Source organism: Wenzhouxiangella psychrophila, from assembly GCF_042310375.1.
Classification (GTDB): Bacteria; Pseudomonadota; Gammaproteobacteria; order Xanthomonadales; family Wenzhouxiangellaceae; genus Wenzhouxiangella.
On record NZ_JBHJMQ010000012.1, the window covers coordinates 19,708 to 32,116 of the forward strand.

The 12,409-nt window shown below is 61.8% G+C and carries 13 protein-coding genes; 8 read left to right on the forward strand and 5 right to left on the reverse strand.

The features are described 5' to 3' along the window. Window positions 1-90: 90 nt before the first annotated feature. Both ACDC66_RS13600 and ACDC66_RS13605 read left to right on the forward strand, forming a co-directional pair. Window positions 91-2,874 (forward strand): hypothetical protein, encoded by a 2,784-nt coding sequence (locus tag ACDC66_RS13600; protein WP_376697275.1) that lies wholly within the window; start codon window positions 91-93, stop codon window positions 2,872-2,874. 58 nt (window positions 2,875-2,932) lie between these two features. Beyond that, entirely contained in the window at window positions 2,933-3,574 is a 642-nt protein-coding gene (locus ACDC66_RS13605; protein WP_376697276.1) for a glutathione S-transferase family protein, read from the forward strand. Window positions 3,575-3,597: 23 nt separating this feature from the next. Here the strand turns inward: ACDC66_RS13605 and ACDC66_RS13610 are convergent, their stop codons facing one another. Both ACDC66_RS13610 and ACDC66_RS13615 read right to left on the reverse strand, forming a co-directional pair. After that, on the reverse strand, window positions 3,598-4,200 hold the full coding sequence (locus tag ACDC66_RS13610; RefSeq protein ID WP_376697277.1) for an exopolysaccharide biosynthesis protein: 603 nt from the start codon (window positions 4,198-4,200) through the stop codon (window positions 3,598-3,600). A gap of 9 nt (window positions 4,201-4,209) precedes the next feature. After that, window positions 4,210-4,755 carry a helix-turn-helix transcriptional regulator gene (locus tag ACDC66_RS13615; RefSeq protein WP_376697278.1) on the reverse strand — a complete coding sequence of 182 codons (546 nt, stop codon included), beginning with the start codon at window positions 4,753-4,755 and terminating at the stop codon, window positions 4,210-4,212. A 95-nt stretch (window positions 4,756-4,850) separates the two neighbouring features. Here ACDC66_RS13615 and ACDC66_RS13620 point away from each other — a divergent pair, with 95 nt between their 5' ends. Continuing rightward, complete coding sequence (locus ACDC66_RS13620) at window positions 4,851-5,453, forward strand: cytochrome b/b6 domain-containing protein (protein WP_376697279.1); 603 nt, start codon at window positions 4,851-4,853, stop codon at window positions 5,451-5,453. Between the two features lie 48 nt (window positions 5,454-5,501). Here ACDC66_RS13620 and ACDC66_RS13625 read toward each other — a convergent pair whose 3' ends face one another. After that, window positions 5,502-5,669 carry a hypothetical protein gene (locus tag ACDC66_RS13625; protein ID WP_376697280.1) on the reverse strand — a complete coding sequence of 56 codons (168 nt, stop codon included), beginning with the start codon at window positions 5,667-5,669 and terminating at the stop codon, window positions 5,502-5,504. A gap of 77 nt (window positions 5,670-5,746) precedes the next feature. On the opposite strand from ACDC66_RS13625, the gene ACDC66_RS13630 reads away from it, so the two are divergent. The 3 genes from ACDC66_RS13630 to ACDC66_RS13640 all read left to right on the forward strand — a co-directional run bounded on the left by ACDC66_RS13630 (window position 5,747) and on the right by ACDC66_RS13640 (window position 9,083). Continuing rightward, on the forward strand, window positions 5,747-6,835 hold the full coding sequence (locus ACDC66_RS13630) for a hypothetical protein (RefSeq protein WP_376697281.1): 1,089 nt from the start codon (window positions 5,747-5,749) through the stop codon (window positions 6,833-6,835). A gap of 115 nt (window positions 6,836-6,950) precedes the next feature. After that, complete coding sequence (locus ACDC66_RS13635; RefSeq protein WP_376697282.1) at window positions 6,951-7,583, forward strand: hypothetical protein; 633 nt, start codon at window positions 6,951-6,953, stop codon at window positions 7,581-7,583. A 177-nt stretch (window positions 7,584-7,760) separates the two neighbouring features. Continuing rightward, window positions 7,761-9,083, forward strand: coding sequence for a glycoside hydrolase family 16 protein (locus tag ACDC66_RS13640; protein WP_376697283.1), 1,323 nt, complete (start codon window positions 7,761-7,763; stop codon window positions 9,081-9,083). Window positions 9,084-9,106: 23 nt separating this feature from the next. On the opposite strand, the gene ACDC66_RS13645 is transcribed toward ACDC66_RS13640, so the two are convergent. Then, window positions 9,107-10,411 carry an acyltransferase family protein gene (locus tag ACDC66_RS13645; protein WP_376697284.1) on the reverse strand — a complete coding sequence of 435 codons (1,305 nt, stop codon included), beginning with the start codon at window positions 10,409-10,411 and terminating at the stop codon, window positions 9,107-9,109. Window positions 10,412-10,632: 221 nt separating this feature from the next. Between ACDC66_RS13645 and ACDC66_RS13650 the strand changes: the two genes are divergently transcribed. Continuing rightward, window positions 10,633-11,154 (forward strand): hypothetical protein, encoded by a 522-nt coding sequence (locus ACDC66_RS13650; RefSeq protein ID WP_376697285.1) that lies wholly within the window; start codon window positions 10,633-10,635, stop codon window positions 11,152-11,154. A 139-nt stretch (window positions 11,155-11,293) separates the two neighbouring features. On the opposite strand, the gene ACDC66_RS13655 is transcribed toward ACDC66_RS13650, so the two are convergent. Beyond that, window positions 11,294-11,740, reverse strand: coding sequence for a hypothetical protein (locus tag ACDC66_RS13655; protein ID WP_376697286.1), 447 nt, complete (start codon window positions 11,738-11,740; stop codon window positions 11,294-11,296). A 234-nt stretch (window positions 11,741-11,974) separates the two neighbouring features. On the opposite strand from ACDC66_RS13655, the gene ACDC66_RS13660 reads away from it, so the two are divergent. Then, window positions 11,975-12,406: a winged helix-turn-helix domain-containing protein gene (locus ACDC66_RS13660; RefSeq protein WP_376697287.1), complete on the forward strand. Its 432-nt coding sequence runs from the start codon at window positions 11,975-11,977 to the stop codon at window positions 12,404-12,406. The last annotated feature ends 3 nt before the right edge of the window (window positions 12,407-12,409 follow it).

A 12,409-nucleotide genomic window follows, 5' to 3' on the forward strand; every position in this document is an offset into this window, starting at 1 on the left:
TTTTTGCAGTTGCACTCGACTTGCCGCAATCGGTACCCTCCAGTAAAGTGCGCCGGGCTGACCCCGGCCCCATAACGAAATCAGAATCCCTTGACCGCGCACCTTCTTGCACGTCTGTTTTCCGCCGCCCGAAAGGATCGGGCGCTGTCGGAGTCGAGGCTGCAGAGATTGCTGCGTCGTGAGATCGGGCTCGTCGACGAGTTCTCCCGACGCATTCCCCATATTCCGCTGGTCCAGCACCGCACCGGCCAGGATGATTCCGCACTGGGTACCGCGTGCTTCGCCGACCTGGAGGCGCGCCCGCGTCGATTGTTCCCGACCGACAATCCGGCCGTGGTCTACGTGGAGCTGGCGTATCGCTACACCATCCCGCACGAGGAGGCGGCGTACCAGGCCAACCTGGGCAAGACCCGGCTGTTCGCACGCATAGAAGATCCGCTCTGCCTCAAGGGGCGCTTTCGAACGGTCGAGGCAGTCCGCACGAAGGAGACGCTGCGCGAAGCTTACTTCCGGCGCGTGTTTACGCTGATGGCCGCACAGAGTGACATCAACCGGGAACTTGGTGACTGGTTGAAGGAACTCCTGCTGCCCGATAACGGCGCCAGCGAAATCGACTTGCTGGCGGCGATTCAGAACTTCAACCACAACATCATCACCCGAACGCAGCTGCCGGGTGCCGGGCGCGATGCTTTCCGTGAGGCCATGCAGGGCTTCGACTTTGCCGTGCGGACACCTTCGGAGGGGCCGGTATCGCTGCGGTTGTCTGTTCGCCCTCACCGGCAGGATGACGGCAGCTACACGCAATCGGTGACCAACGTGCTGGTTGGCAATTCGAAGGGGCTGGCGTTTCGTCGTGCCAACGGCAAATTGCAATTCCTCGCCCCGGGCAATACTTTCGAAAAGCGCTTCCGGTCGTTCGTGCAAGCCCGCGCCGATGGGCGGCTGAAAAGCCTGCGCCGAAATTCCTGGCGCCGAAACGCCGAAGAGCGCATCTGGGGCGGGCCGGGCGAATGTGAAGCCTGGTTTCACGACAACGACCGTTTCGTGATGAAGGGGCTCGAGTGGACGCTGGACCGCGGCGAGGATGAAGCGCCACGTGTGATGGGCAGCCACCGTAACGTCGCCGCCTACCGTTGCGGCCGGCAGCGTGTGGCCGTCAAGGCCGTGCCCTTCGAGTCGGCGGGTGACCTGGTCCGCCTGATGCAGGCTCATCAGTATGTTCACGGCGTGCAGGCGCCGGCGCTGGTTGCGCAGGCCAGTGCCCATCCCGAACTTTCCGATGAAATCCTCACCAGCGCCACGAGTCTGCTCAGTGAACGCGCCAATGTCAGGGCCCGGCGGGGAGCCGCGGGACGGAAAGCCGTCGAGACGGACTGGAGCGGCCTGTTCACTCGCGATATCGGCCCGCTCTTGCACCAGGTAACCATCGACTACGAGCACAAGCTGCTGCTGGCCGTGCTCGACTGGAGCGAGGCGGGCATGCTTTCCGACGATGAGGCGCAAAGACGTCTGCTCGAGGAGTGCTCACTCAGTCATCGCCTGCGCATGGCGGCCAACCTCTTTCGTAATGGGCATCAGATGCTCGAGGACGACGTCACCCATACCGATCTCAAGCCGGAGAATATCCTCAACCAACCCGGTGCGGCCTTCCGTGCCCTGCTCAAGGCCAGGCGAAAAGGCTGGGACCGCCTCTCGAACCAAGAACTCGAAATCATGACCGCAGGTGAATCGACCTTCGAAGGCGACTTTTCAGGTATCCATTTCGGGCGCGAGGGGGCGGTCGACAACCTGGCCCGAGGGGAAGGCTTGCCCACCTCGATTCGTTATTCGAGCTGGAAGTTCACCAGCCTGGGATTGAGCCAGGGCACGCAGCCGACGGTACTGAGGAAGCAGGGCGGGGAGTTGCCGCGCATCGATGCGCTGCTGCTGGAACAGGACATCGCCAACCGCGGTACGACCGCCTGGGAAATCGTCTACGGGACCCTCGTCGACTGCATCCCCCCGGAAGAGGAGGCGCGACGGATCAAGGGCCGTGAGCTGGCGCAGGAGCGTGTCGGCAAGCACCTTGCCGAGGTGATCCGTCGCAAGCGCGAAGGCAAGAAGGAAGACAGGCAGGTCATGCATGACCTCGAGTCGGCCATGCAGCAGTGTGACGGCCGGTTACTGGATATTGTCAGCCTCCGCTCGGAGACCATCAAGAGCAAGAAGCGCATCACGCCGCTCTTCCAGCACCCGCGGGACAACCGCAACGGCCTGGGTGTATGGCTCGATCCGCGCGTGATCGAGATGCTCGACCATCTTGCCTGCGATTTTCGTCGTCGTGACATCACACGGCAACAGGTGGCCAAGCTTTATCAAACGGCCGAGGCCCTGATGCGCTCCGAGGCCACGCGCCTGGAACGTGCCGATCGCCGCACTGCGGCCAATCGGCGCCACCGGATGGTGACTTACATGTACGCCAATGGTCTGCACTTCAATCCGGACTGCGGCCTGCTCGGCCTGGCGGAATTGCCGCGGCAACTCGTTGAGTTCGCCGAACTGGTCGATCGTATTCCGGATCCCCGGCGCGCCCTGAATGAATTCACCGCCACCTGGACAAACCTGCGCCTGTGGGGTGCAAGCGTGCTCGACGCCCTGGGTGAGCTGCAGGAATCGGGCGAGACCCCCACGCAAGCCAGCGACAAGGGCAGGGCGGAACTCTACGCACTGGTTCGATCGACCCTGATCAAGGAACACGAAACCCTGGCCCGCGAGGAATCGCGCGCCGGGGAAGAGCGAATGCAACCGGCTTTTCTCGGCTTGTTCGAGCGCCGGCGAGTGCGTGTCTACCGTGACAACGACAAGTTGCGTCTCAGTCATACCGTCGAGCCCTGAGAGGTCATGGCGGCGTTATGATGCCGGATCGTGAAGCTTGATCCAGGAGACAGACGGCATGAAACTGCATACCTATCCGGAAGCCCCCAGCCCGCGTCGTGTTCACCTGTTCCTGGCCGAGAAGGGCATGGAAATCGAGCAGGTGACTGTCGATATGCGCAAGGGCGGGCACATGACCGACGAGTTCGCGGCCATCAGTCCCGACTGTACCCTGCCGGTGCTCGAACTCGGCGACGGCACGTGCCTGAGCTCCTGTGCCGCGATCTGCCGCTATCTGGAATCCGTTCAGCCCGATGATCCGCCGTTGTTGGGCACTACGCCGGAAGAACGTGCCCGCATAGACGACCGCGACCGCTGGGTCGAAATGAACGGGATGCTGGCGGTGATGGAAGGGTTCCGCAACATCGCGCCCAGGATGAAGGATCATGCGGTGCCCGGCCGAAGGCCGGTGGCCCAGATTCCTGAGCTGGCCGAACGTGGCCGCCAGCGCTTTCGCTGGTTTCTCGAAGATCTCGACGCCATCCTGGCGAAAACCGAGCATGTCGCGGGCGAGGCGTTTTCCGTTGCCGACATCACGGCACTGGTGACCGTGGATTTCGCCCAGTGGGGCCTGAAAGCGCCGCTACCCGACGATTTGACTCACCTGGTGCGCTGGTATCGAGCCGTCAGTCAGCGTCCGGCGATTCAGGCGGGGGACTGACGGCACGTCAGCGGTTTGACCGCCTACCCGACACCGATCCTGGAGAGGTTGGCGATGACCACCCAGAACGTTCCCACTGTGATGGTCAGCGCAAAAACGGCCAGGTAGCCGTCGCGTGCGATCAGGGACAGGCCGAAAGCGGTCAGGGCGGCGCCGGCAAGGTTAGCGCTGAAGGGAATGAATTCCAGCGCCGGCATGGTGAGCGCGATGCAGATGCAGGCTGTGGCAATGACCAGCGTGCCGTGACCGCGGGTGATTACTTCCAGGCGCGGGTGCAGGAATCGATCGATGAAGCGGACCGGCTTCTCGAGGTGATCCAGCGCGCGGTGTAGACGCGCCCGTTGCACCGACCGCTGCAGGAGAAAGCCCGGTAACCAGAACGTCTTTCGGCCCAGCAGCAACTGGCCGGCGGTCAGCAGCACCAGCAGCGCCATCAGGGTCGGTATGCCGGGAATATCCCCGATCAGCGGCGCCAGGGTGATCAGGCCGGTCAGCAGGATGATCGGCCCGAATGAACGTCGACCAATGGCCTGCAGGATTGCGTCCAGATGCACGGGATCGTGAATCGGGTCGACCTTTCGTATGCGATCCAGTAGTTGTTCGAGGCTGCGGATTTCCGATTCCATGAATGACGCTCATTCCCTGTCGAGCATTGCATCGGGGTCGGGCAGTAGAAGATCCTCTAGAAAGAACGCCGACAGTTCCGAGCGGCCGGCCAGTCCGGCCTTGCGGTAAACGGCGCGAGCCTGTTCACGTACCGTCCGCTCTCCGGTTTCGCGCACGGCCGCTATCTCCTTCAGGCTCAGCCCCTTGAGCAGCAGCAGGGCGATCTCGGCTTCGGCCTTGCTCAGCTGCCAGGTCTCGAACTGATCCTGGATGGCCTCGCTCAAGCCGCGAATCGTGGAGCGGTAGCGTGCGCGCCAGCGTCGGGATTCGGTGCGCGCCGAATCGAGCCGGGTGTGCAAGTGATTCAATTGCCGCCGTCCGCGGATGACCTGTGCGAGCAACCAGCCGAACATGCTGGCCGCCAGCACCAGCAGTGCCAGTTCCACCATGACGTGTATCGGCTCGACGCCCTTCGCGGAGTCCGAAAGGAGGTCCCAGCCGATCAACAGCGCGATCACGCCGAAGACGATCAACAGCAGTGGTGTGCCGGGGGAGGTGGATGTGTCATTCGACATATTCGGGATCTCACGGCCAATAGGTCATTTGCCGGATTCTAATAAAAGCCGGCCGGTTGCATGCTTGCTCCCAGTCAATTGCTCGGAGCATCGTCATGAGTCATCCAGAGAATACTTCATCGACCCGGGTCTGGGATCCGGTGGTGCGCGTCGGACACTGGTTGCTGGTTGCCGGCTTTTTCACCAACTACATCATGGAAGACGAGGTGATGGGCCTGCACGTGTGGATCGGTTACTCGATCGTCGCTATCGTGCTGTTGAGGGTACTGTGGGGTTTCGTCGGTACCGAGCATGCCCGCTTCGGCGACTTTGTCCGTTCGCCGTCGACGGTCTCGCAGTATCTCGGCAATCTCTTCCGCGGACGGGCAAGGCACTACCGGGGCCACAATCCTGCCGGCGGCATCATGATTCTGCTGCTGCTTGCGTGTATGGCTGCGCTGGCTTTCAGCGGTATCGTGCTCTACGCGCTCGAGGAAAACGCCGGGCCGCTGGCCGGTTGGGTCGTCGAGGCGGGGGAAGATGGCGCCCAGGCGCTCTGGTCGGCTGACGAGCACTTCTGGGAAGACACTCACGAAGTGCTGGTTAACCTGATGCTCGGCCTGGTCATCGTCCACGTCGTAGGCGTCGTGGTCACCAGCCGACTGCACCGCGAAAACCTGGTGCGCGCAATGATCACCGGCCGCAAGTCCGACGGGTGATTCCTCTGCAGCCTGGTGAACGACCTCCATGCCGCAGCCGCGTTCATCCTAGCGCACGAATGAAAGGTGGCCGGCGAGGAATTCCATCCAGTGACGCCAGACCGGGCTTTCCCAGTCGTATTGCAAGTGCGTCAACCAGTTGGCCGCTTTGAGCAACTTCGGTCCCGAGCCGACTCGCGACCAGGCCAGGAGAGCGTCGTCTTCGGTGTGCGCCACTGCGCAAATGGCGCCAGTGCAGGATGGAGAATCGTTTGGTACCGTTCTGTCCCTGAGGGAAACCCGCCTGGGCAGGTATGACAGTCGAGAGTTCTGACAGCGAACATGAAATCAGCGGCGGTCGGCTGAGTTTCGTCGCGGACCACCTTGCCAATGACCGCAAATTCCGTGAAGCACGTTCCGCCGCATCGGCGGACAGTTTCTGGAAAAGGGATGCCCGCCTCGTTCGGTCTGCAGTTTCTCTGATTCTCGAGGAGAAGGAGATCCTGGTCTTCTCTGCGCTGCAGTGGGTGGCAATCGGAATCATGTATTACGTCTGGGTGCAGTTTCTGGGCTGGATTCCTCCCGAGGTTTGGGAGAGCGACGACGATCTGGCAGAACTTGGAATCAACCTGGTTTTTCTTGCCTGGAGTTTCGTCTGCGTGGGGGTTGCAGCGTTCTTCATCGGCCTTCTTACGGGTGCCATGGCAGCGGCGCATCTGTTGCGCAGCGAAGGCAGGAGCTCCACGCTCGCCGCTTGCTTGTCGCTGTCGTTCCGGTCGGTCGGCTCTCTCTGGGTGTTTCAGTGGATCGATTCGTGGATCACAACAGAGCGAATCCTGGCCCGGTTGCCCAAGCGTGGCTGGGGTAGCGATCTGGCCTGGCTGGCCGCAACCGAGGTGCTGTACTACGCGTGGAAGACCGCGACGATGGCCATCGTTCCGGCTATCGTGACCGGCAAGGGCTTGATCGCCGCCGGAAAGGATTCCGTATCGTTTGTTCTCGATAAGACCGGTGTTGCCGTGCGCTTGCGTGCGGCATACAGCGTTCTGTGCTGGATTGTGGGGATCGGTACCTACATCGCTGCCATTTTCTTCCTGAGCATGGTCGATGCATTCGAGGCTGAGAATTGGGTCTATGCCGCTTATCTCTGGGCTGGTGTGCCGCTCGTTGTCGCAGTTGGTGTGATCAAGCTATGCATTCGCCCGGTTTTTGTGCTGGCTACGTGTATAGCCTATATAGAGCACGTTCGTGATCGGGGTGAGCACATCTCATTATCCGAGGGGCCCGGACGCTTGGAACGGATCCTGATTCCATTCCTTCTTTTGGTTCTGGCAATCGCATTTGTGTATTTGTTCCGTGACATGATCGGACTGACACAGTTACTGGAAAATCCCGGGGGATAGGAGTATTCGCATAATTATTGCCGTCGCACTGATGTTGAAATAGAGTGAGAGCTCGATCCCGGCTCGTTGGGAAGTCTTGCTTGAATTGGTCGGAAGCCTATTGGGAACACTCATCATGGCGGTACGAGTCAGCAAAGTAGGGTACTGGTCGGGGCTTGGTGCAGCTGCGGCGACCCTCGCCTTTCTTATCGTCCAAAGCATGCAATTGCTTGGCCTGACGGCCTTTCCGCTGGATGCCGTTCTCATCTATGCGACGTCACTGTGCATTGTGGTGCCATTCGTGCTCATGATGCTGGCACTGCATTACCTGACCGTACCCCAGAAACGTTTCTGGACACACGCAGCGCTGATTTTCACCGTCATCTACGCTGTGTTCGTAACCGCCAATTATGTCGTTCAGCTGGCGACTGTCATTCCGGCGCAGGTTGCGGGGGAGGCTTCGGTTATCCGGGTTCTGGAACAGTCGCCGCATTCGATGTTCTGGAACTATGACGCGGTGGGCTATATCGCCATGGGCCTGGCGGCACTATTGGCGATTCCGGCTTTCGACCGAGTCGGATCCGAGCGCTGGGTCCGGATTGCCTTGATCGCGCACGTGCTCACGACGCCGTTGATCGGCATCGTTTATTTCTATCCTGTTTTTTCGCATGCCCTGCTGATGCTGGCGTTCCCCTGGGGAATCACCGCGCCTGCATTCATGCTGTTGCTGGCACTGGCACTACGTCGACGGGCCGAACGAAGCGATTGAGCGGCGAGCGGCTGCGCTCGCGGTCCCGACCCCCGACCTGGCGGTTTTCCGGCCCGGAGCAACCAACGTAGCGGGGAAGGATGCCTTCCAGCTCTTTCTCGATGGCTTCGTCGCGATGGACGCGTGCCGGTCCGATGGATTATCTTAGCGGCTGGTCTAAAAGACAGCGTTGTCATCATGGTCAGAATTCTATTGGTTGGCGTCGGGCTTTCGCTTGCCGCCTCAGCGTCTGCAGGCTGGCAGCTCGAGTGGATCGAGCGCTTCGATGGCGAAGGCGTGAACTGGGACAACTGGACGGCCCAGACGGCCGCCAACTACAACAACGAAGTCCAGTGCTATACCGACGACGACTCGTCTCCGGATCGAAACTACGACGTCTCCGACGGCACGCTCAAGATCATCGCGCGCCGGCAGGACATCAATTGCCCCGGACTGAACGGCACGCCCAAGAGCTGGACCTCGGGGCGCATCAACAGCAAGGACAAACGGGAATTTCTCTACGGCCGTATCGAGGCGCGAATCCGCTTCCACGATCTCGAGGGCGGAACCTGGCCCGCGTTCTGGATGCTGGAAAACCGCATCGACGAGCAACCCGTCAAGGGCGACGACGACAACGTCGGGTGGCCCAACCCGGGGGCTTCGGAGATCGACGTGTGGGAGTGGTTTTCCAACGAACCCGATTCCTACATCGTCAATTTCTTCAATAACTACGGTGGCGCCTGCGGCAGCGAAGCCCGCTTTCCCTATCCCGGCGGCGCGGCCGACGTGACCGAGTGGCATACCTACGCCATGGAATGGAGCGCTGACGAGATTGCTTTCTTCATGGACGGTGAGCTGATGCGCAGCTACGACGTCAGTGATTGCCCGGTCTACGAGGAGCCGATGTTCGTGCTGCTCAACCTGGCCATGGGCGGCAACCTGGGCGGCGCCATCGATCCGGATCTCGACCAGGCGACCATGGAAGTCGACTACGTGGCGCACTGCAAGGAATCGCCCGACAGCGAAGCGTCGGCCTGCAACGAACAAACGCCGCAGGCCTTCGATTTCGCGCTGGATGCCGATGGCCAGTGGGTGGCCGATGAAGAGGAGCTGATCGGGCACGGGCAGGGCCTGACCTTTGATCACATGCCCTTTGCCGACCTGCTCTTCGTGGCCTGGTTTACCTATGTCGACGCGGGTGAAACCGATTCGTCCGAGGGTGTTGACACGGTCGGTGCGGTCGACAATCGCTGGCTGACTGCTTCACTCGATGTGGACGGCGATGTCGCGAGCGGCCCTCTGTACGCTTCGACGGGCGGGCGCTTTGACGCCCCGGCCCAGCCCGGGCAGGAGTCGGTGGAAGTCGGCAGCATGACCATCGAGTTTTCCGATTGCGATCGAGGCGTGGTCCAGTACACCATCGACGATCCGGACCTGGCCGGCGAGTTTCCCATCATCCCGCTGGAAAAGCGCGTCAACGGCGAATTTCGCTGCCGGAGCGAGACTGTTCGGTCGAAATAGCCATCCTTCGATCCAACGGCAGTTCAGGCTTGTGAGTGCCGGCGAAGCAGCAGCGAAGCCAGTACCACCCCGGCCAGTCCAATCAGCGCGCCCGGCATCGTCCCCAAAACCAGCGCGCAGCCCAGGCCGAGCAACAGCGCCAGGCCGCCGATAACGATCGCGGGGGGCGACTCGGCGTGCGGCACGGTTCGCCGTCGCTGCATTTCGATCCAGGCCACGATCGCCAGGACGGGAACGACCATCAGCAGGCACAGGCCGATCCACCAGAGTCGGCCGCTCCAGAAGCCGGGGTCTCCGGGCGTGCCTGCATCGATCGGCGCGCCGATCTTCTCGCCCAGCCAGGCGGCGGGGAGTTCGGCCAGCTTGTGCCATAAATACAGCGGCATGCCGAAGGCGCCGAGGAAGGCGACGATGCCGGCCAGGCGCTCGCGGTCGAGCAGCCAGCGCGCCGGGCGCTCGCACAGAAGCACCAGGCCCACCTGCAGCCACATGACGCCCATCAGCGCCAGGGTCGGGGGCAGCATGTTGCTGTTGCCTTCCAGGTCGTTGCCGATCATGCCCACGGGATAGCCGCTCATGACTGTACCGACCAGCCAAGCGGTGCCCAGAATCACCAGGAGCAGGCCGGTAACGGCCCCCTGGAATCGACCGCGCTTCCAGGCGATGCCAAGTTGCTGCGGCAGCAGCCAGACGAAGAAGGTGTTGAGCCATCCGATGCCGCCGTCGGTGCCGGTCACGCGCGCGCCCAGAGTAGGCCATTGTGTGGGCCAGAAAGCGCCGGCGCGGAGCATGTCGATAGCGGCCGCGAGCAAGATCAGTGCGATGACCGCCCCCAGACCGAAGCGCCGGTCGGCTTCCACGCTGAGTGGCAGCAGGGCCTGGACAGTCAGCAGCATGATCAGGAACCACAGGTGGACGGTCAGCGAGCCGTCGAAGGTACCCAGAAAGCGTCCCCCGGTGAAATTGGCGATGATCATCAGCAAAGTCAGGGCCGCGAGGTAAGTGACGGTGGGCCGCGCCAGGCGCAGCGCGCGGCTTCCCCACCACGCCAGCTGCGAGTGGCCCCGGTGCAGGCGCCGGGCGGCACCGTCGGTGCTGACCGCGGCGGACACGAACACGAACAGGGGTACAACCTGAACGGCCCAGGTCAGAAAGGCGGCCGGGATCCAGGCATGCAGCATGTGATCGATGGCAATCAGCTCGCCGCCTTCCATCCGTGGCAGGGTGGCGAACCAGTGCCCGAATACGACGATCAGCAGCGCCAGTGCGCGCAGTGCGTCGGGGTAGAGGTCGCGATGTTGCGTTTCTGGTTGGCTCAGGGCAGGCACCGGCGGTGTTGAACATCGCGAGTATAAACCCCGGGCCGGTCACTGACTGCCAGCTCAAGGCCTTACGGCGCCAGGTGAGACGATGAGGGGTTTCCAGGTGCTGGCTCAGCCGGGCCAAATACGATTTGCCAAAGAGGCCGACGATGTTCTACTATTGGTTTCGTAGATACTAAATTTTTCGTAGTTCATCCACCTGACCAAAATGCGAGGTAGTACCAATCATGTGGCAGAAGCTATTCATCATCACCGCAACCGTCGTTTGCGTCGCCTGTGCCGGCGGTGGCCAGAACCAGCGCCAGGCCCAGCAGAATCCCGAACTCGAGCCGGAACCCGTGGCCGACCTGTCGGAAACGGTTTCGGTAGACGAATATATCGAGTTCCTCGACAATCTCAAGGTCGCAGTCGAAAGCGGGGATATCCGCGACTTCAACAGGCGCGAATACAAGGAATTTCAGCGCATAAATCGCCAGTTGCGCAATGAACTGGCCGGTGTGGAAACCGTCGAGCAGCTCGGTGAAGACAATCAGATTCGCGTGTTCAACCTCCACGAGGAACTGCAGGGAGTGGTCATCGGCGACCCCGAGAACCATGTCATCTGTCGCCGCGAGCACACGGTCGGCACAAATTTCCGCCGGACCACCTGCGTCTCGGCCGGCGATTTCGAGCGCAATCAGGAAGCGAGTCGCCGCCAGCTGCGCCAGCTCATGGGCCCGGGGCCGATGCCGGTTCTGGACACGCCCTGATTTTCGCTTCTGAATCGGCCCGCTCCGTCGGGCCGATGTTCTTCTGAGACGCGAACCGGCCCGGCCGGGGCATGCTGATCAGAAATCAAAAGCCGCCGCGGGCGAGATCGCCCGCGGCGCTGCTTTCCAGCCCGTTCCTTTAATCGACGAACTTGATTTCGCGCAGCATTATTTCGCTGCCCAGCGTGCGCAGTTCGCCGCGCTCGATACCGGCTTCGCGCGCCTCGTCCATCCCGCCGAACGTATTCTTCATCAACTCCTCGAAGTAGCCCGGTCCGCGGTCGAAGGCGGCCCAGTTGGGATAGCTCACCCGCAAGATCAGGTCGGGCTCGTCGCCGCGGGGGGAAACCACGGCGTACATGCCGTACCCGAGGACGTCGCCGGCTTCGATTTGTGCTTCGAGACTTCGGCGCCAGTTGGCCTTGAGATCGTTGATGTAGGCATTCCACATTCCGTCTTTGACGTGCACTTCGGTCAGGGACAGGACGGCGCCGGGTTCCCAGGAGCGGCTATGGTCCTGGGCCCAGGCTGCAGTGGTGCAGCCCAGTAGAAGAACTGTCAGGGTAATGATCCGAATCGATTTCATTGTTGAAGTCTCCGTTGCGGCTCATCGCCGCTCGTTGTTCGTGGGGTAACGGGTGCGCCGGTTTCCGATCGCACCGGGGTCGGATCATGGAGGCGGGGCCTCCGGCTGTCCTGTCGAAATACTTGCGAAGCCGGCTGAAAGTCGCTAGAAAGGAAAGCGTCTACGCGCTCGAGCGTGTTTTCGGGGAGGTATGGCGTGCTGGTTACCGGGTCACAAGCGCGAACGGAACACCCGTTGCTGTCACGGTTGCAAATCGACTTCGACGTCGACTCGCGCACGCTCGAACGAGGCGGGCGCAGTCGGCATCTTGCGCCGAGGGAGGCGGAACTTCTTGCCGCCCTTTTGCAATCGAAACCGGGTGAGGTCATCTCGAGAAACCAATTGCTCGACGCGATCTGGGGCGACGGGGACGTGTGCGAAGACGCGCTGACGGTCATCGTCTCTCGCCTGCGCCGCCACTTCGATCGCCTGGGAATCGACGAGCCGGTCATCGAGACGGTGCCCCGTCGAGGCTATCGACTGGGCGACTGCGGGGGCACGCTCGGCGGCCTGCGCGAAGCACGCCGCGACGGGCGACGGGGTCGTAACCTTGGACTGGCGGCGCTGGCGGTTTCCGTTCTCGCCCTCGGTGTTTCCAGTCTGGCGCTGCTGCTTGCTTATGGCTGAGGG

Coding starts and splice junctions, on each gene's coding strand:
- ACDC66_RS13630 (WP_376697281.1), top strand. CDS start 5,747: ATGACAGTCGAGAGTTCTGACAGCGAACATGAAATCAGCGGCGGTCGG.
- ACDC66_RS13650 (WP_376697285.1), top strand. CDS start 10,633: ATGTGGCAGAAGCTATTCATCATCACCGCAACCGTCGTTTGCGTCGCC.
- ACDC66_RS13605 (WP_376697276.1), top strand. CDS start 2,933: ATGAAACTGCATACCTATCCGGAAGCCCCCAGCCCGCGTCGTGTTCAC.
- ACDC66_RS13635 (WP_376697282.1), top strand. CDS start 6,951: ATGGCGGTACGAGTCAGCAAAGTAGGGTACTGGTCGGGGCTTGGTGCA.
- ACDC66_RS13620 (WP_376697279.1), top strand. CDS start 4,851: ATGAGTCATCCAGAGAATACTTCATCGACCCGGGTCTGGGATCCGGTG.
- ACDC66_RS13640 (WP_376697283.1), top strand. CDS start 7,761: ATGGTCAGAATTCTATTGGTTGGCGTCGGGCTTTCGCTTGCCGCCTCA.
- ACDC66_RS13610 (WP_376697277.1), bottom strand. CDS start 4,200: ATGGAATCGGAAATCCGCAGCCTCGAACAACTACTGGATCGCATACGA.
- ACDC66_RS13655 (WP_376697286.1), bottom strand. CDS start 11,740: ATGAAATCGATTCGGATCATTACCCTGACAGTTCTTCTACTGGGCTGC.
- ACDC66_RS13615 (WP_376697278.1), bottom strand. CDS start 4,755: ATGTCGAATGACACATCCACCTCCCCCGGCACACCACTGCTGTTGATC.